This window comes from Paenibacillus sp. FSL H3-0457, assembly GCF_037981725.1.
Classification (GTDB): Bacteria; Bacillota; Bacilli; order Paenibacillales; family Paenibacillaceae; genus Paenibacillus; species Paenibacillus amylolyticus.
In genome coordinates, this window is sequence record NZ_CP150283.1 from 1,239,010 (window position 1) to 1,257,256 (window position 18,247).

Genomic DNA, 18,247 nt, shown 5'->3' on the forward strand with positions numbered 1-18,247 from the left:
CACTTGAACGGGGAAGGTGGATGTGATCTTTGTCATAATGTGGGCTGGGGGATGAAAACAATAAATGAGTAGAGGAAGTACGGATGAGGAGTTACTATAATATGGAAAAGTGCTAAATATATCAGTTATAGAGTTGAATAGCTATAATAGCAAAAGGTGGCGAAGAAACAGTAAATATTAAAATAAAGCAAAGAATGAGGAGTACGTATGGAACACGTTTTATGGACGATCTATCTTGGATTACTTGGCACAGCATCACTCTCGTATCTTATTAAAGGAAAGTATAAGTCGAAACTTAGCAAAATCGATTTTGTCGTATCCGTTATTACATGGATAGGGCTGCTAGGATATGTAACGGAAACAGCTATTTTAAATCCTTCTTTGTGGAAATTTATTACTGTGGCAGCGTTGTTATGGGATGTATTATTCGCAATGCTTTTAAAGGATAACGAAGGGGAAGAGATTTTGGGTGGATTACCAATTATGACGAGGAGAGTTTGGATGTTGATAACATTAGTTATCGCGATTGGACCTCTATACTATGGGCTGTTTAGATATGCTTTCTCTTAAGTGGAGAACTTCTTATATATTTTATTAATAATGTAACTTAATGGTACAATTCTGCGTCCAAACTCTAAGAGCCAGATTATATATTAGAGTGAGAGGAGGTCTACTTTGAAATATTTCTCCTACCTCCTGATGATGTGTCTTGTCCTAATGGGTTGTTCCGATTCATCATTGGAAAGCAACGACACAGCACCAGACCGAATTCAAAGAGAAGGACAGACGATGACGGCAACCAGGCAATTGGGTGAATATGAACTCCGATTAAGTGTCCAACAATTTGGTGATCACGACTTCACTTTTAAACCGGGGATAAGGTATAGGGGACAAGATGCCAACCACGAGATTTTCCATTCGAAACAGCTTTTCGATATTGATCTTCAAATGGATGGAAAGACGCTTCTCCCGTCGAGGTCAAGTACCAGTGAAGAATTGGCAACCGAATTAAAGAAAGATAGCTGGTATTCAGAAGAAGTTGAAATAATCCTTACACCGGAGCAGGTTCAATATATATCGAATGGTGAGGCCGATCTTATTCTTAATGCTGGATTTCGATCCGAACAATCTGGCTACAATGACGAGAAAAAGATGATTATAAGTGGGGAAGACATACTGTTTAAACAAGTAGATGCTGATCGAAAGGAATAAAACACCTGGTAACAACAAAAAACCAAGGCTTTGAGTGTAGTCACTCATGAGCCTTGGTTTTTACTGTGTCGTATTCTTGTTATCTGTATCCTATTAATTCTATTCTGCGCGTACTTTAAAGAATGAGATCAGTTCTTGCAGTTGCTCTGATACAACCGAGAGCTCATCGGAGGCACTCACAATGGCTGCCATGGAGGCTTCCTGCTCATCAATTGACTGCTCAATTTGTTTACTGCTGCTTGCTGCCTTGCTGACATTGGCAGACAGTTCATCGGCCGTGGCAGACATTTCTTGTGTGCTTGCCGAGATCTCTTCAGTAGAACTGGAGATATCCTGAATCTGGTTTGCAACTTTATTCGTAGCAGTCAGAATATTCTCGAAGAATACACCAGTCTCTTGGGTAACTTCCAAGCCTTTGGTAACTTCCTTGGAACCCAACTGCATCGCTTCAGAAGACTGCATGATATCCCGCTGAATTTCTTCAATTAACTGTCGAATTTGCTTCGCTGATTCCTGCGATTGCTCTGCCAGGTTACGTACCTCGCCTGCAACCACCGCAAAACCTCTTCCTTCTTCACCTGCGCGGGCTGCCTCGATTGAAGCGTTAAGTGCAAGCAAGTTGGTTTGTCCAGCAATCTCCGTAATCACGTTAACAATGTTGCTAATCTGGTTCGAGTTATTTTCCAAAGACTGAATCGAGTTTGACGTATTTTGCACCGCACCCGAGATCAGGCGCATCTGCTCAATGACTTGTTGCATCACCACATTACCTGTGCTGGAGCGCTGCTCCATGCTAAGTGCTTCATCTGCCACATCGGCTGAGCTGCTGGCGATCGTCTGCACTACCGTTGACATCTCTGTCATGGCACGTGCGTTCTCCACAGTGGCTTTGTCTTGTGATACCAGTCCAGTAGATATTTCTCGAATATTGGTGCTGATGGATTGAATGTTCACATTATTTTTCTCGGAAATGCCCAGTAGTTGTTTGGAAGATTCCGAGAGGTGATGTGAAGCATTCTGTACTTTATAGATGGTTGTATTAAAGCGATGGATCATGGCATTAAACTTCTCGTTGATGATACCCAGATCATCTCGCCCGGTATCGATGGTTACGTCCAGATTACCCGTGCTGACTTCTTCGATACCTTTCATCAGATTGCGGATCGGAAGCAACGTTCTTTTCAGCAAAATGAATTGCAACACCATGAACAGGATCAGGAAACCGATCAGGAACATCAAACCGTACGTAAGCAGTTTGTTCAGACCTTTTGGGACGGCACTTGCATCTACATCGAAGTAAAGAGCGGCGTACATGGAGCCATCTGCGTTATTAATCGGATAGATCAGAGTGGTCCAGGTTCCGTACTCATCCGTGTAGAAATCACTGAAGGCAGGCTTTCCGTCCTTTTTCATCTGTTCCAGTACTACGACATTATTCTGAGGCAGCGGGTACATGGCACCTGCGGGCAGGTTACCTTCCTCGAATGGTTGCAACAGGTTCGTTGGAATCGCGATGATGGACGTTCCGTTTCCTTGCTCAAGTTCTGAACCAAAAATGTACGCTTGCGCGATGTTTGGATAGAATTCATGGATGGAATCGAGATAAGCTTTCATTTCCAGCTGTACAGGACCGGAATAGCTTTTTTCCTTAGCCGCTTCTGCCACTTTGGCAGTGTCGAGATCATCGTACCATTTCTGGGTGATGACGGTAGCCTGGTCGTGCAACTGTTCAACCAAGATATTTTTTTGCAATTGATACGCGGCAGTAATCAGAATTACACCGATCAACATGATGCTGCCGAATGAAATCACCAAATTTTTGATGAAGAAAGGCATGGTACTCCAGCGAAGCTTATTAAACAAGATGGTTCACTCCTTCTACGATTGTGACGAAGGACTTATCCTGGGTGTTGTACACGCTATGTAATTGTTGGCTTAAAAACTGTGAAATCGTCCCTAAAACACTGTCTGATCAAATTCTCTTTTGTTTCTAAAAGCTTTTCGTAATGAGTTTTCCTATTCACGTATATGAACTCCAGGTAAGTTCTACTCTTCAGATATATCGTTATATAGGCATATTAATGTTAGATATTTGCAACAAAATAGGACTTATGAACCGGTTCCAAGGTTATAATTGCGCTTTTTTTCATTATGTTTCTTGTATATCCATGAGAATTTCATAGTGATACATACTATTTATTTTTGTGGTTTATCGCGTTTAAGATTCACTAAAGGTTCATCCCCTAACATGTTTACATAAGCCACAGTTGCTTAACAGAAACCAAGAAGGAGGATTCATCACTTGAATATTTTATTACGAAAAGCTGCAGTAACGGCATTATCCGTGACCATGGTAACGTCATCTTTTGGGCTGATCGGAAGTCCGAATGCAGCATATGCTGCAGAAAGTACAGCGACAACCACGAGTGCAGGCGTGACGCAAGCTTATGAATCGTTGTTCCAGACGGATAACGTCATTGATGTGAATGTAACGATTGATGATGCAGACTGGAAGAGCATGCTCGAAAGTCCGCTCGATAAGGATTATAAGAATGTTAGTGTGGAAGTGGACGGCAACAAGCTGGACAACGTCGGTTTCTCCACCAAGGGCAATCTGACCCTGAAAGCCGTAGCCTCAATGGAAGATTCGGACCGTTACAGCTTCAGACTGAAGTTTGATAAATACGACAAAACACAAACGCTGCTTGGACTGGACAAAATGGTACTGAACAACAACTACGCCGATCCTTCGTATATGCGTGAAGTTCTTCATTATGAAGCACTGCGCAGCATTGGCATGGATGTACCAATGACGAACTATGTTAATCTGTATGTTAACGGCGAGCTGGTGGGTTTCTATACTGGTGTTGAAGCAGTGGATGATAGTTATCTGGAGCGCAACTACGGTGAGGATTACGAAGAAGGCGTCCTCTATGATACGGATGAGAAGAGTTATCTTCAATATGAAGAGGGCAGTGACTACAGCACAATTACCAAAGACTTGGGTACGGATAAGGACAAAGCCAAACTCAAAACCTTCATCCAAACGCTGAACGAGATGCCAGAAGGTGAAAAAGGCGATATTGAAAGTGTACTGGACGTGGATTCGGCACTTCAATATATTGCAGGCAACATGGTTTTTGGCAACTATGACAGTTATAACGGCGACAAAGGACACAACTACATGCTCTACAGTGATGCCGCTGGCAAGTTCACCGTTGTTCCTTGGGACTTTAACATGTCCTTCAACGGATACTCGGGTGGAGGCGGACGTGGCACAACAACCGGATCAACCACGACCAACACCAACGCAACAAACGTATCTGTGGACGAGCCCGTACTGGGCATTAGCATGGAAAATGTACCGATGATTAATAACCTGCTTGCTGTGCCGGAGTATAAAGAAAAATATTTGAGCTACGTCAATGAACTGACGGACTATATGGAAGGCATTCAGGATCGTATTACTGGCCTTGCCAATGAGATTCGTCCTTATGTAGAAGCAGATCCTACGAAATTCTATACGACAGAACAATTTGAATCCAACATTGCTTATTCTGCAAATGCAGATGCAGCAGGTGGTATGGGCGGTACTCCACCAGAAGGATTTGAGGGAATGACCCCACCTGAGGGTATGGAAGGCATGACGCCGCCTGAAGGTTTTGAAGGAATGACTCCTCCAGATGGAACAACACCTCCGACTCAGCCGGGTGCCGCAACTGGAAATGGTACAACAGATGCAACAACGGGTACAGATAATACGCAGACACGCCCTGGCGGTAACTTTGGCGGCGGAGGTATGGGCTCCATGGCAGCCGGATCACTGACGACATTTGCCCTGAATCGTCTTGCGAACCTACAAGAGCAACTTGGACGTGAAGTAACACCGCTGCCTGAGACTTCGGAAGAGACAGGTTCGAATACCTCATCCGGAACAAACGACAAAACCATTACCGTAACACTCGATGGTAAATCGATCACATTCCCGGATCAGGACCCGCTGCAGCAAAGTGGCCGAGTGATGGTACCTGTGAACGCAATCCTCGAAGCGATGGGTGCAGAAGTGACTTGGGACAAAACGGCGAAGACGGTAACAGCCGTTCTGAATGATCAGACCCTTGTGCTCAAGATCGGAAGCAGCACCGCAACCGTAAATGGAGAGACGCTCGAAATTGATGCACCAGCAATCATTCAAAACAGTCGCACACTCGTGCCTGTACGCTTCATCTCAGAAGGACTGGGACTTACCGTGGACTGGGATCAAACCGCTGCACAAGTAAGCCTTACATCCAAATAAGAAATATCTCCTCAAGAGCAACGTTGTTGTATGGAGAATAAGAAAAGGGATTCGATGGTCAGATCGAATCCCTTTTTGCTCTGCTTTGTCAGGTTAGACGGAGCGAACATCCAGCAAAATCCGGCCTCGTCCATGTCTGGCCTCACTTTTGGCATGCGCTTGATTCGCTTCACTTAAAGGGAAGATAGAATCAATCTCTGAGCGGAGGGAACCGTTAGCGATTAGCTGAGCGATTGTGTACAGATCCTCTGATGTCGGAAATTCGGAATTAAACTTGGCTGTAACGCCATACTGCGCTGCTTTTTCGGCAGAAGGCAGTTGAGTTAACGATACCAGTCGGCCCCCAGGTTTCAGAACACCCCATGAGCGATCTTCGATCTCTCCACCGACCGATTCAACAACCAGATCTACATTACTTACCAGCTCTTCAAACAAGGCTGTCTTGTAATCAATCACTTGATCGGCACCCAATGAAGTAACAAAATCAACATTGGCACCAGACGCGGTAGCAATAACATGAGCGCCTTTCCATTTTGCAAGCTGCACTGCGAATTGTCCGACACCGCCCGCAGCAGCGTGGATTAGAACGGTTTGCCCAGCTTCCAACTCACCTTCGGTGAACAGTGCTTTCCATGCCGCTTCAGCTCCGCCTTTAATGGTCGCAGCATCCTCAAAACTCAGGTCGTCTGGCATATGCACCAAATCCGTAGCAGGAGCCATACCATACTCGGCATAACTTCCGTTCACATTACCAAAAACACGATCTCCCGGCTGAAAGGTATCGACACCCTCTCCCACGGTTTCAACGATGCCTGACATGGCCGTTCCGGGTGTATAAGGCAGCTCTTTGACAAACACGTTTTGCAACCAGCCGTTACGAATCTTCCAGTCCAGTGGAATGGCTCCAGCATACTGAATGCGTACCAGAACTTCGCCGGCAGCTGGCTGGGGCTTATGGACTTCCTGTTCGAACTGTAATGTATCGGGTCCTCCGTATTGATGAATCTGAATAGCTTTCATTTTAGATGTATGCATTGTACACACGCTCCATTCGTTAAGCAAATTTAGGATAGGGATGAATCAATCTGTGCAGCAATTTTCTGTGAAAGAGATAACAGTAAGTTCTTTTCTTCCTCGGAGAGGCCAGCTGTGGTGATCTGCTCCACTTGGCGCCAGGCGTTATTCACTTGATCCTCCAGTGCGCGTCCGGCTTCTGTTAGGGATACAATGGTCACCCGTCCATCTGTTTTGGAACGACTCCGAGTAACGAGACCGGCATCTTCCAGACGGCGAACAGACTTGGCTACGGTTGAGTGATCCAGGCGAAGTGTGCGACCCAATGAGTTTTGGGATTGATGGTCTTGTGCATATAACTGCATCAGCATAATCTCTTGACCGGGAAAAAGCCCGGTATCCCGAATCAACTGCGCAGCAAGACCCTTGTGAGAGCGTGCCAGAGCAAAAATGCTAAAGCTGATGGGATACTGCGCTACTGCACTGAATTCCTCATTATTTAATTCCTGGAGATTATCAGGCTTTTTGAAATCATCTTTGGCTGTCATCATGTACCTCAACTTTCTTAATTGTGTTGTCGGCAACATAAATATAACACTTAAATATGTGGTTGGCAACATAAATCGAACTAAACACTTCTACATGAAACGTAGAGGACAGAAAGAACCTGAAGAAGCGGAACGTTCGCCTAAAAGCTTTCTGAGCAAGCTGCATCGGAAGCATATGTTATCCCCGGATCTACCCCTTTATAAAAGGAATCGAAAAATCTGGGGATAACAGCGATCGGAAGGTTGTTCTGTCATCGGAGTATCCAGGTATATATTCTTTAGTTCAACTTATACAGCTCCTCTAAATTTCCAGACAGCAGAACATTCTTACATGATTACGGATAATGCGTAAAATATTAGATTTATAATTTCGATTACTGTGATAAAAGTCACTGAAATATTATAAATATTGTGAACACTCCTACCGATAAGACTATAGTGATATTCGAAACGGAATCGAAATTGGCTTGAATATCCCCACAATTACATAGGGAAAAGGGTGGCTCACACACATGCGAAGCATGAGCATCGGTACCAAAATCAGTTTGATCGTTATCAGTATATTTATCGTCTTCTCATCAGCCGTGGCGGTAAGTGTAATCCTGGAGATGAAGCAGGGGATCACGACATTTGCTACAGAGAAGGCAAAGCGAGATTTGGAGATGGCAAATAGTATGATTACATATAAGCATCCAGGAGATTGGGCCATTAAGGACGGACAATTATTCAAGGGAGATACCGCGCTGGAAGGCAACTTTGAACTGGTGGATGAGATTGGAGAAGCTTCTGGTGACACGGTGACGATCTTCCGAGGTGACGAACGTGTTGCAACAAATGTCATGGTGGATGGAAAACGTGCTGTTGGCACGAAGGTATCGGACGAGGTCGCCCAGACCGTTTTGCAGCAAGGGGAAAAATACTTCGGTGAAGCCGTGGTTGTGGGTCAGAAATATCAGACGGCCTATGAACCAATCAAGAACGCATCCGGAGAGATTATCGGAATTTTCTATGTTGGCGCTTCTCAATCGTTAATTGATGTGATTATCTCCTCGTTCCTCAAGACATTCCTGATTGTATTCCTGCTTGCAATGTTGGTCGCAATTACCCTGATCCTGTTGTACGTTCGCAGGGTGAGAGTAAGAATCGAACGGGTATCCGTAGCGATTAAACGTGCGGGTACGGGCGATTTCACACAGCCAGTTGTGGACAACGTCCAAGACGAGATTGGCATGCTGGGCATGGGATACAATGAGATGAGAAGTAATCTCCAGGTCATCATTCAAGGAGGACTTCAAGCTGCGGAGAAAGCAGAGCAATCGACTGGGCTGCTACTGAAGATTGCGGACCAAACGTCCAAAGAATCGGCGCAGATTGCATCCTCCGTTGAACAAGTCGCACAAGGAGCCGAGAGTCAGACAATTAGTACAGAAGAAAATCTGCAGGCCATGGAAGAAGTGGCGATAGCCGTACAACGCATGGCGGACAAGGCCTCCAGCATCTCGGATTCTGCTTTGTATTCACGCAAACAGGCTGAAACCGGAGGTGAAGCGGTGCAACTTACCGTTCAGCAGATGTCTACCATTGAATCTTCCGTTACCACAACGGATGAAGTCATTCGTATGCTGGAAGGGAAGTCGGCACAGATTAGCCAGATGGTTTCCGCCATTCATGAGATTGCAAATCAAACGAATCTGCTTTCCCTCAATGCATCCATTGAAGCAGCAAGAGCAGGGGAGCATGGCAGAGGATTTGCCGTCGTATCTACCGAGGTTCGTAAACTGGCTGAACAAGCCGGAGACTCTTCAGATCGTATTGAAGAACTGGTCGAAGCCATGGAACAAGATATGCAGCAATCGCTATCGGCCATGTCGAGAGTGAAGGACGAAGTACAGGAAGGACTGCGCTTGACCCGGGAAACGGAGCAAAACTTCAGCCTGATCCGGGATACAAACCTGCGTATTGCTACAGAGATTGAGGACATGGCTGCGACAAGTGAAGAGATGTCCGCAGGCGTGGAGCAGATTGTAGCTTCTGTGCATGAGATCGCTCGCCATGCGCAAACGGCTAGTACCAATTCACAACAGGCTGCCGATTCTGTCCATGAACAGCTCAAGTCGGTAGAGCAGATCAAGGCATCTGCGGCTATTTTGTCTGATGTGTCGACAGAGCTGCAGACCTCACTTAGTCCGTTTAAGATTTAATATCTGTTACAATAGGGAAAAGGAGGGACTACAATATGGCCCCTGATAAAACAAAACTTTTCCCGAATGAGAATATCCGTACGGTATGTTACATTCAAAACCTGCCGCCGCGTTCCAACGTGGACATCGGTGATTATACGTATTATAGTGACAACACAAATCCGCCAGAGCAATTCTATGACCGGATACAGCATCATTATGACTTTATTGGTGATCGCCTGGTCATTGGCAATTTCTGTGCAATTGCGGAAGGTGTGACATTCATTATGAATGGCGCGAATCATCGGATGGAGGGTATGACCACGTATCCGTTCAACATTTTTGGTGGAGGATGGGAGCGTGTGACACCTACACTGGAACAACTTCCATATAAGGGTGACACGGTACTGGGGAACGATGTATGGCTTGGACAAAATGTAACGATCATGCCTGGTATCACGATTGGAGACGGGGCAATTGTTGCCTCCAATTCAACCGTCGTTAAGGACATTGAACCCTATACGATTGTTGGTGGTAATCCAGCCAAGACTGTTAAAAAGCGTTTTGACGAAGAGACGATTGCACTGCTGCTGGAATTGAAGTGGTGGGATCAGGACGAGGAATGGCTGGATACGCATTTGGAACGTCTTGTCTCTGCATATGATCTACAGATCTTGCGCGAACTTCTGAACAGCAAATAGGCTGGATGTGCATTGTGCTTAAAAGACAAAAAAAGCTGGTTCCTGATGGAGCCGGCTTCCAAGCAAATCAGGCCCTGGACCGTTTTGAGCGGATCAGGGCCTCTTGTTGTCCAAGATGAAATGTTAATTTAACGGGTGGGTGGTCGTAGGGTACAATCAGACTTTGTTGATGGGGGCTTCAAATGAGTGTGATTTTCTGTATGATCCGAGTTTGTCTGTTTGCCTGAATAAAAGTTAATGATATCATCAACGGTAGTAAACACGACATTTAAATCCATATTATCATTGTGTGTTTGAATAAAAACCTCTTTTCAATAAGTTGTTGCGTTGTTTAATTTAAAGCTTCTTTCATGCTTAAGCCTGCTGTGAATACAGGAACTTTACCTGCAGGTAGTTGAATTTCTTTGCCTGTTTTCCGACTTCTTCCCGTTCTTGCCTCACGCTTCTGCACTTCAAATTTCCCGAATCCGACCAGTTGAACTTCTTTGCCTTCTTTGAGAGCTTCGAGAATCGAGTCCAGTACAACGGTTACAGCTTTTTCAGCATTCTTCTTGGAGAAACCGCCAGCCTTGGCTACTTCTGTGATCAATTGTTCTTTATCCATGGGGAATACCTCGCTTTCATTCTTGGGATGTGGAAACTTTGCTGTGACACATATGTGTAAATAAAAAGCTGCCTTATTAATAAGGCAGCTTTCATATAATTAAAGTTTAGTAACGTTCTCAGCTTGTGGTCCACGGTTACCTTGAGTTACTTCAAATTGAACGCGTTGACCTTCGTCCAAAGATTTGTAACCTTCACCTTGAATTGCACTGAAATGAACGAATACATCTGTTCCTTCTTCAGTTTCGATAAAGCCGAATCCTTTATCCGCGTTGAACCATTTCACTGTACCTGTTTGCATGTGATTCCTCCAAAAAATAAGTTTTTAGCCGATCATTATGACGAGTATAATTTAAAATTGACACTCACCTGGTGCATTTAAACCACGAACTTGATGTCCGCTAATGTATCGATTAATATGATAATACCATGTCCGCTAATATAAGTCAAGATTTGGAGGTATTTTCTAATGAATCAGTCATCAGGGGTTTCGGTGCAGCGGGAACCGACAGTAGAGGAATTCATACATATGCTTGCTAAAGAGGGGGAATTGCATCCCAAAACCGTGAAGGAATATGCAAGTGATCTGAAGCACTTTATCGAATGGTACAAGGAAAGCACCATGCTCAGCGCAGAGTTTTCACTGCGAATTGAAGATGTGGATACATCCACTTTAGTCAGTTATCGTGAAGATGCTCACCAAGTTATGTTATTGAAACCAGCCACCATTAACCGGAGATTGATTACGCTGAAGCGTTTTTTCAAATGGGCTGTCTTGGAATCCAGGCTCAGTCATGACCCTTCCAAACCATTAAAATTCATTCCGGAAGACAAAGTAAGTCCACGTCGAATGACATTGGAAGAAGAGCAGGCATTCCTCGCAGCAGTGGAGTATGGTAATTCACTTCGTGATCAGACCATCCTGACCCTTATGTTTCACACAGGCTTGCGAACGATGGAGGTATGCAACCTCAAGCCTCATGATATCGAAATTGGTAGACGAAGCGGTCACCTGACAGTGAGCGCAGATAAACGCAACATGCAACGTAAGATCCCTCTGAATATGCAGTGTGTTGTCATGTTGAATCAGTACTTATCTGATCTTGCTACCGATCGTGCGTACCTTTTTCCCTCAGAGAAGACAAATGATCGTTTAACGGAGAGAGCACTGCGCCACCTGATTAAAAAAGTAATGATAACAGCAGGGCTGGAAGGACTGAGTTCACACGACCTGCGTCATCGTTTTGGCTACGCCATGGCTGAGCATACGCCACTGCACCGTTTGGCCGAGATAATGGGACACACCAACCCAGATACAACAATGATTTATTTTAAAGCATTAAGTATGAATCATCGTAAAGAACAAGAATGAAGTCTGAATTATAGTCAGAATGAAAACACCTCTTATTAGAAGTACTTCGAAATTTCCCGTGTTTGTATTACTTTAACCTACCTTTAGCATTCATATACGATCCTTCACATTTCACTTAGGCACTGCCCGACAGGGTTGCCTTACCTCCAATAAAGAAAGCGATTACATATCCCTGATAATATTGTATATTATGATGGCAACCTTGGAACAGATCAACATGAGCCCTTTGCATTTTGCTTCAATTCGGTGAGCAATAAGACATCAAATGGATTCACAATGCTACATATATATTCGTTGATAGGGCATAAGGCCGGCATCAAAAGGGAGGAATCCAAACGTGTACCGGGTACTGCTGGTGGATGATGAAGAAGATGTGCGTGAAGGACTTGTTGTAGAGGTCGATTGGGAAGCGCTCGATCTGCGGATAGTCGGTTTGGCTGAGAATGGGCGTGAAGCATTGGAGATGGCGGAGCGGGTAGAGCCGGACATTGTGGTGACCGATATCAGCATGCCATTCATGAATGGTTTGGAACTCGCACAAAGACTGAGGAAACGTAATCCACTCGTGAAGGTGGTCATTTTGACTGGATATGATGAATTTGATTATGCGAGGCAAGCCATCTCGTTAAGTGTGGATGAATATCTGCTGAAGCCGTTCTCGGCAGGGCATCTCACCGAACTGCTCACAAGACTGCGCGCCCAGATGGCAGCTGAAGTGGCTGAGCGAGAAGATGTACAGCAGCTACGTGAGCACTATCATACCAGTTTGCCTTTATTACAGGCAGATCTGATGGCGACCTTGCTCCATCGACAGAAATCCTCGACATATATTCATAGTAAAGCCAAACAATGCGGATTGGATCTGACAGGAGAACGTTATGGGGTGTCTGTATTGACACTGCATATGGATGGAGATGTGCAGAAGGAGAAACCTGAGGGAGGATTCAGCGAGCCCCCACAGCGACATAACAAAACAACATCCGAGGTAGCGGACCAGTCTGAGATATTCGTTCCCGGAGGTTCCTTGCGTCAATCTGAGGATGCTGAACTGAAACGCTTTGCGGCACTTAACATTGCGGCAGAAGTTTGGGCGGAGCATGGGGCTGGTCATGCCTTTATGCATCAGGAGACGATTGTTCTGCTCTATGTGGATCGTACGGGCGGTACAGATGGAGCGAAGCGGCAACAGAAGGCATTGGAAAATGTGATGCGCAGCATCAACCACTATTTACGTATCCCGGCTACGGTGGGCTCTGGTCAGATTGTGGATACACTCGCGGATGTGAATCATGCCTATGAAGATGCCCTGCTGGCATTGGATTATCGACTTGTGCCCGGGACGGATTCAATTATATACATCGCGGACGTGGAGCGACAGACAGCGGGCAAACTGCGGTTCGACGAGTTGAAGCAGCAGACGCTGACACGTTGCCTTAAGGCGGGTACACAAGCGGAGCTGGAGGAAGCACTTGCGATCATTTTCCGGGAAATTACAGTGGAACACGGGCGAAGTGATATTCAGCTCTATTTAATTGAAGTATTAACAACAGTGTGGAAGGCAGCACAGGCATCAGGGGAAGCGATGGAGGACATCTTTGGTGCAGGGTTCCAGTTGTATGCGGATTTGTTCCGACTGCCGGGACTCACTGAGGCACAGAAGAAGGTACAGGAGGTCTGTCTACTCGTGCAACATCGCATTGCGAGCGGACGGCAGCATGTATACAAGGATATTGTCGAGCAGGCGTTGGTCTTCACGAAAGAGCATTATGCCGACCCGGACCTATCTATTCAGAAGGTGTGCGGACATTTGCATATCAGCTCCGGTTATTTTTGTGGCATTTTCAAAAAAGAAGTACAACTTACCTTCCTGCAGTACCTGATGCAGATCCGAATGGAGGCAGCGCGTGAGCTGCTTCGCTCGACCGAGCTGAAGTCGTTTGAGATTGCGGAGCAGGTTGGCTTTGCCGAACCCAATTACTTCAGTTTTTGTTTCAAAAAACATATTGGCATCTCGCCCAAAGAATATCGTAAACAGGCTTCCCAGGCGGCAAGTGAAGGTTCGATCCGATGAATTTCTTGTCCAGATGGGTGAAGTCCATGGGACCTCAATTACGCTCTCGTCTGCGTTCGTCCAGAGTCAGCAGTATCCGGTTTATTATTACATGGTCCTTTTCCGTCTTCATCGTCTTGGTGCTAACTATCATGGCGATGCTTCTGCATGACAAGTTCACGCAGGCTGCCGAGCGAAGTGCGGAACTCACGACGAGACAGATTGTGGATCAGGTCAGTTATAACCTGGAGGATTACGTCCGTAGTATGTCTCATCTGTACCGTGCCATTGAGGAACACATGCTGCGTGACGGGACATGGGAAGGGGAACTGGTGGACAAACAGCTTGACACACTGCTCAGCAGTCGTGAAGATATCATCTCGATTACTCTGCTTGATTCCACGGGGAAATTGCTCAAGAACCGACCTACAGCCGAATTAAAAACCAGCGCCCATGTGACACAGCAAGGGTGGTTTCAGTCTGCGCTTCGTGTGCCGGATCACCTGAGTTTCTCGTTACCTCATATTCAGAACATGTACACAGGCCCATATAAATGGGTCGTTTCCATGAGCAAAGGCATAACGATACGGCAAAATGGTCAGGATCGGCAGGTTATCCTGCTGGTCGATATCAATTTCAAACAGATGGATGAACTGAGCCGTCGGGTCAGTCTGGGGCAACGAGGATACGTGTATATCATCGATGAGAGTGCGGGCAATATCGTGTACCATCCGCAGCAACAATTGATGTATATGGGACTCAAAAGCGAGAATATCGAACAGGCTTTGGTGGCTTCCGGCAGTTACGAAGATGAAGCAGATGGGCAGAAAAGGCTGAATACCGTAAAGTCCGTTGCCAATATCGGGTGGAAAATCGTCGGTGTTGCTTATTTGGATGAGATTATGACAACGCGTCAGGAAGTGAACGGATATCTCATTCGTGTATTGGTCGTTGTACTGGTACTGGTCATTCTTGTCTCGCTGTTCTTATCCTCCAGTCTGACTCGCCCGATTCGGCGAATGGAACGTAAAATGAAGGCCGTAGAGCGCGGGGATTTCAACGTGGAGTTGCCTATTGAAGGGCCGCTGGAGGTGGAACGTCTATCTCGTCGCTTTAATCTGATGGTCAATAAAATTCGCACCCTGATGGATGAGATCATCCATGAGCAGGAACAGAAGCGGCGTCTGGAGCTGGAAGCCTTGCAGGCCCAGATCAATCCACATTTTTTATATAATACTCTGAATTCAGTAGTGCGCATGGTAGGCATGAGTCGCAATGAAGAAGTGATTACGATGATCACGTCTCTCTCTCGCCTATTCCGCATCAGTCTTAGTCAAGGCAAAACGATTATCACGATCAGGGAAGAGCTGGAGCATGCGCAGCATTATTTGACGATTCAGCAGATGAGGTTCAAGCGCAAATTCAACTTTACGATTAAGGTAGATGATACGCTTCTGGATTGCCTGACATTAAAGCTGGTGCTCCAGCCCCTGATTGAGAACGCCATTGTTCATGGCATCGAGTACCACATGGACGAAGGAAGTATTGAGGTCGATGTTTATCGTGAGGACAACAAGCTGGTGTTTCGCATTACAGATAATGGGGTCGGCATGACGGAAGAACAGATGTCGGGATTATTAAGTGGTCGTCCTGTGGTCAAAAGTGGTGCAGGCTCCGGCGTAGCGGTGCGCAATGTGCATGACCGAATCCGGCTCTATTATGGGGAGGGCTTCGGACTTGAATTTGCAAGTGAGTTGGAAGAAGGCACCACGGTCTGGGTTCGGATTCCCATTCAATGGCAGCAGAAGGAGGGCGAGCCTGATGACAGACAATAAGGAGAATAGGAACGATATCCACAGCCACAGAGTTGTAGGGTCATACATTCGTACGTTTTGGAAAAAGGTTGCTGCGAGCTTCCCTGGAATCCGGAAACGTCGGTTAGTAACCCTGACAGTTGCAAGCTGCTGTCTGCTCATATGCAGCGCCTGTGGCTTATCGAGTCCCGATGCTACGGCAGTACCGCCACGTATTGCGCTCATTACGCCAGCTGGGACAGGGGAACTTGCGGAAGCTATCCGGCTTGGCGCCGAAGCGGCTGCCAAAGAGAACGGAGCCGAACTGATTACAGTGGAAGCATACCCTTCCGATGGTGATGTGTACACGCCTGCCATTCTGGACTCTCCTGGAAATCAGATGCAGGTCAAACAGGCAAATATCAACAGCCATACGTTGTCTCGCAGTGGGCGAGAGCAGGCTCAAGTGGAGGCCGCCGCATCGGCTCTGAAGCAGGGGGCATCAGCTCTATTGGTTGATCCCCTAAGTGAAAAGGCACTTAGTGACATCATTCAGGAGGCACAGACAACAAATTCCGATGGAACCATTGTTCCTGTCATTGTGCTTAACGATGAATTTCCCGTGAAAGGCATCACCAGTTTCATCTCGATGGATAATGTTGAGGCGGGAAGACAGGCCGGCCAGGCTATGGCGGAGCTTCTGGAAGGGAAAGGGCATGTGGCCTTATTGGGCCCCGATCCTCTCAATTCTGGTCTGATTCAGAGAGAGCAGGGAGTTATGGAATCCTTGGTACAGTATCCTAATATTCAAGTGGAACCCAAATCGATATGTAATACACGGGATGGATGTTGGCAGACTGCGAAGCAATTGCTGGACCAGCAGGAGGTAGATGGTTTCATTACTCTTCAGGAACCTGCTTCTCTGGGAGCAGCTGATGAACTGAATCGACGCAAATCTGCGGACAAGGTAAGGATTGTTGGATTTGGCAGTGAACAACAGCAACTGGAGCAATTGCAAGAAGGGGTCTTTGATCATCTCATCGTCCAGAATGGATACAGTGCAGGTTATCTGGGATTGAATCAAGCCGTTGCGCGGCTGAACAATCAACAGGTGCAAGCGAGAGTGTTACTTGAGACCAAGCTGGTTAGTACAGACAATATGTTCTGGATGGATAACCAGAAGCTGTTGTTTCCTTTTGTGCAATGAACCAATGCTGGAACGAGTGCCGGAACGAATACTGAATGAAGTAATTAAGGTGTTTGTTAACTTGAGGAAGATTTCGATAGAACAGGTGAAGATATTGTATTCGAATTTAATGTAAACCCTTTCATAATAAAGACATCGGTGAAGCCGAATGAACTTGGGGGAGGTCATTAGGATATGAAGAAAACATGGATGACACTGTTGATTACGGCATGTATGGTTGTGGCGGCGGGGTGTAGTAGCGGCGGAGACAGCGCAGGTGGAAGTACGGGAACAGATACAGGAGGCCAGACAGCAGCCGGTACGGAAACGCCAAAGATTGGTGTTGCCATCTACAAATTTGATGATACATTCATGACGGGTGTACGTAATGCCATGACCGCAGCAGCGGAAGGCGTTGCGACTCTGGATATCGTGGATAGCCAGAATGCACAGCCGACCCAGAACGAGAAAGTCGATCTGTTTGTATCCAAGAAATACAATGCAATGGCCGTGAACCCGGTGGACCGGACGGCGGCAGGTGTCATCATTGACAAGGCTAAGGCAGCGAACATTCCAGTGGTATTCCTCAACCGTGAGCCAGTAGCTGAAGATATGAACAAATGGGATAAAGTGTACTATGTAGGAGCAAAAGCGGAGGAGTCCGGTACGATCTCCGGTCAGCTGATTGTGGATTACTGGAAAGCACATCCGGAAGCTGACAAAAACGGCGATGGCAAACTGCAATACGTTATGCTGAAAGGGGAACCGGGTCACCAGGATGCAGAGCTTCGGACCAAATATTCGGTTCAGGCGATCCAGGATGCCGGAATCGAAGTGGAAGCACTGGCGGAAGACACGGCGATGTGGGACCGGGTGAAAGGTCAGGAGAAAATGCAGGCGTTCCTGGCTTCCCATGGTGACAAGATTGAAGCCGTTCTCGCGAACAATGATGACATGGCCTTGGGAGCCATTGAGGCATTGAAAGCAGCCGGATACTTCAAAGATGGCAAATCCATGCCGGTGGTAGGTGTGGATGCAACAGCTCCAGCCATTCAGGCTCTCCAGGATGGTACAATGCTGGGCACGGTGCTTAATGATGCCAAGAATCAGGGTGCAGCCACGGTGGCACTGGCTTCCGTACTTGCCAAAGGTGAGACACCAACAAAGGAAAATACCAAATACGACATTACAGATGGTAAATACGTCTGGATTGCATACAAAAAGATTACAAAAGACAACATCGCCGACGCCCAATAACAGCACGAGACAGGGACGTCCGACATTCGGGTAG

15 protein-coding genes are annotated in these 18,247 nt (G+C 46.4%); 10 read left to right on the plus strand and 5 right to left on the minus strand.

The genetic code is table 11. From position 1 onward, the window contains the following. The first annotated feature begins 207 nt into the window (after window positions 1-207). Complete coding sequence (locus MHH25_RS05555) at window positions 208-570, plus strand: hypothetical protein (RefSeq protein WP_340019410.1); 363 nt, start codon at window positions 208-210, stop codon at window positions 568-570. Between the two features lie 105 nt (window positions 571-675). Next, window positions 676-1,212 carry a hypothetical protein gene (locus MHH25_RS05560; protein ID WP_340019411.1) on the plus strand — a complete coding sequence of 179 codons (537 nt, stop codon included), beginning with the start codon at window positions 676-678 and terminating at the stop codon, window positions 1,210-1,212. A 99-nt stretch (window positions 1,213-1,311) separates the two neighbouring features. On the opposite strand, the gene MHH25_RS05565 is transcribed toward MHH25_RS05560, so the two are convergent. Then, complete coding sequence (locus MHH25_RS05565; protein WP_340020451.1) at window positions 1,312-3,048, minus strand: HAMP domain-containing methyl-accepting chemotaxis protein; 1,737 nt, start codon at window positions 3,046-3,048, stop codon at window positions 1,312-1,314. A 466-nt stretch (window positions 3,049-3,514) separates the two neighbouring features. Between MHH25_RS05565 and MHH25_RS05570 the strand changes: the two genes are divergently transcribed. After that, complete coding sequence (locus tag MHH25_RS05570; protein ID WP_340019413.1) at window positions 3,515-5,509, plus strand: CotH kinase family protein; 1,995 nt, start codon at window positions 3,515-3,517, stop codon at window positions 5,507-5,509. 93 nt (window positions 5,510-5,602) lie between these two features. On the opposite strand, the gene MHH25_RS05575 is transcribed toward MHH25_RS05570, so the two are convergent. Then, a complete protein-coding gene (locus MHH25_RS05575) occupies window positions 5,603-6,544 on the minus strand; it encodes an NADP-dependent oxidoreductase (protein ID WP_083669866.1) in 942 nt (313 codons plus the stop codon). A gap of 29 nt (window positions 6,545-6,573) precedes the next feature. Beyond that, a complete protein-coding gene (locus tag MHH25_RS05580) occupies window positions 6,574-7,074 on the minus strand; it encodes a MarR family winged helix-turn-helix transcriptional regulator (protein ID WP_235431522.1) in 501 nt (166 codons plus the stop codon). A gap of 509 nt (window positions 7,075-7,583) precedes the next feature. Between MHH25_RS05580 and MHH25_RS05585 the strand changes: the two genes are divergently transcribed. Continuing rightward, complete coding sequence (locus MHH25_RS05585) at window positions 7,584-9,272, plus strand: methyl-accepting chemotaxis protein (RefSeq protein WP_340019415.1); 1,689 nt, start codon at window positions 7,584-7,586, stop codon at window positions 9,270-9,272. Window positions 9,273-9,307: 35 nt separating this feature from the next. After that, on the plus strand, window positions 9,308-9,952 hold the full coding sequence (locus MHH25_RS05590; RefSeq protein ID WP_036672489.1) for a Vat family streptogramin A O-acetyltransferase: 645 nt from the start codon (window positions 9,308-9,310) through the stop codon (window positions 9,950-9,952). Window positions 9,953-10,283: 331 nt separating this feature from the next. Here MHH25_RS05590 and MHH25_RS05595 read toward each other — a convergent pair whose 3' ends face one another. Both MHH25_RS05595 and MHH25_RS05600 read right to left on the minus strand, forming a co-directional pair. After that, window positions 10,284-10,556, minus strand: a complete 273-nt coding sequence (locus MHH25_RS05595) for an HU family DNA-binding protein (RefSeq protein ID WP_036606368.1) — start codon at window positions 10,554-10,556, stop codon at window positions 10,284-10,286. A 99-nt stretch (window positions 10,557-10,655) separates the two neighbouring features. Continuing rightward, window positions 10,656-10,856 carry a cold-shock protein gene (locus tag MHH25_RS05600; RefSeq protein WP_017690333.1) on the minus strand — a complete coding sequence of 67 codons (201 nt, stop codon included), beginning with the start codon at window positions 10,854-10,856 and terminating at the stop codon, window positions 10,656-10,658. Between the two features lie 168 nt (window positions 10,857-11,024). On the opposite strand from MHH25_RS05600, the gene MHH25_RS05605 reads away from it, so the two are divergent. The 5 genes from MHH25_RS05605 to MHH25_RS05625 all read left to right on the plus strand — a co-directional run bounded on the left by MHH25_RS05605 (window position 11,025) and on the right by MHH25_RS05625 (window position 18,213). Then, complete coding sequence (locus tag MHH25_RS05605; RefSeq protein ID WP_340019416.1) at window positions 11,025-11,927, plus strand: tyrosine-type recombinase/integrase; 903 nt, start codon at window positions 11,025-11,027, stop codon at window positions 11,925-11,927. Window positions 11,928-12,264: 337 nt separating this feature from the next. After that, on the plus strand, window positions 12,265-13,998 hold the full coding sequence (locus MHH25_RS05610) for a response regulator (RefSeq protein WP_340019417.1): 1,734 nt from the start codon (window positions 12,265-12,267) through the stop codon (window positions 13,996-13,998). A 26-nt stretch (window positions 13,999-14,024) separates the two neighbouring features. Continuing rightward, a complete protein-coding gene (locus tag MHH25_RS05615; protein ID WP_076253497.1) occupies window positions 14,025-15,812 on the plus strand; it encodes a sensor histidine kinase in 1,788 nt (595 codons plus the stop codon). Further along, a complete protein-coding gene (locus MHH25_RS05620) occupies window positions 15,799-16,977 on the plus strand; it encodes a substrate-binding domain-containing protein (RefSeq protein ID WP_340019418.1) in 1,179 nt (392 codons plus the stop codon). Before MHH25_RS05615 ends, MHH25_RS05620 begins: the two co-directional genes overlap by 14 nt. A gap of 174 nt (window positions 16,978-17,151) precedes the next feature. Beyond that, window positions 17,152-18,213, plus strand: coding sequence for a galactose ABC transporter substrate-binding protein (locus tag MHH25_RS05625; RefSeq protein ID WP_036606548.1), 1,062 nt, complete (start codon window positions 17,152-17,154; stop codon window positions 18,211-18,213). Window positions 18,214-18,247: the final 34 nt, after the last annotated feature.

What these genes read in the sequence shown, in the direction of transcription:
- MHH25_RS05555 (WP_340019410.1), top strand. Translation starts at nt 208, where the DNA reads ATGGAACACGTTTTATGGACGATCTATCTTGGATTACTTGGCACAGCA.
- MHH25_RS05565 (WP_340020451.1), bottom strand. Translation starts at nt 3,048, where the DNA reads ATGCCTTTCTTCATCAAAAATTTGGTGATTTCATTCGGCAGCATCATG.
- MHH25_RS05575 (WP_083669866.1), bottom strand. Translation starts at nt 6,544, where the DNA reads ATGCATACATCTAAAATGAAAGCTATTCAGATTCATCAATACGGAGGA.
- MHH25_RS05580 (WP_235431522.1), bottom strand. Translation starts at nt 7,074, where the DNA reads ATGATGACAGCCAAAGATGATTTCAAAAAGCCTGATAATCTCCAGGAA.
- MHH25_RS05585 (WP_340019415.1), top strand. Translation starts at nt 7,584, where the DNA reads ATGCGAAGCATGAGCATCGGTACCAAAATCAGTTTGATCGTTATCAGT.
- MHH25_RS05590 (WP_036672489.1), top strand. Translation starts at nt 9,308, where the DNA reads ATGGCCCCTGATAAAACAAAACTTTTCCCGAATGAGAATATCCGTACG.
- MHH25_RS05595 (WP_036606368.1), bottom strand. Translation starts at nt 10,556, where the DNA reads ATGGATAAAGAACAATTGATCACAGAAGTAGCCAAGGCTGGCGGTTTC.
- MHH25_RS05600 (WP_017690333.1), bottom strand. Translation starts at nt 10,856, where the DNA reads ATGCAAACAGGTACAGTGAAATGGTTCAACGCGGATAAAGGATTCGGC.
- MHH25_RS05605 (WP_340019416.1), top strand. Translation starts at nt 11,025, where the DNA reads ATGAATCAGTCATCAGGGGTTTCGGTGCAGCGGGAACCGACAGTAGAG.
- MHH25_RS05615 (WP_076253497.1), top strand. Translation starts at nt 14,025, where the DNA reads ATGGGACCTCAATTACGCTCTCGTCTGCGTTCGTCCAGAGTCAGCAGT.
- MHH25_RS05620 (WP_340019418.1), top strand. Translation starts at nt 15,799, where the DNA reads ATGACAGACAATAAGGAGAATAGGAACGATATCCACAGCCACAGAGTT.
- MHH25_RS05625 (WP_036606548.1), top strand. Translation starts at nt 17,152, where the DNA reads ATGAAGAAAACATGGATGACACTGTTGATTACGGCATGTATGGTTGTG.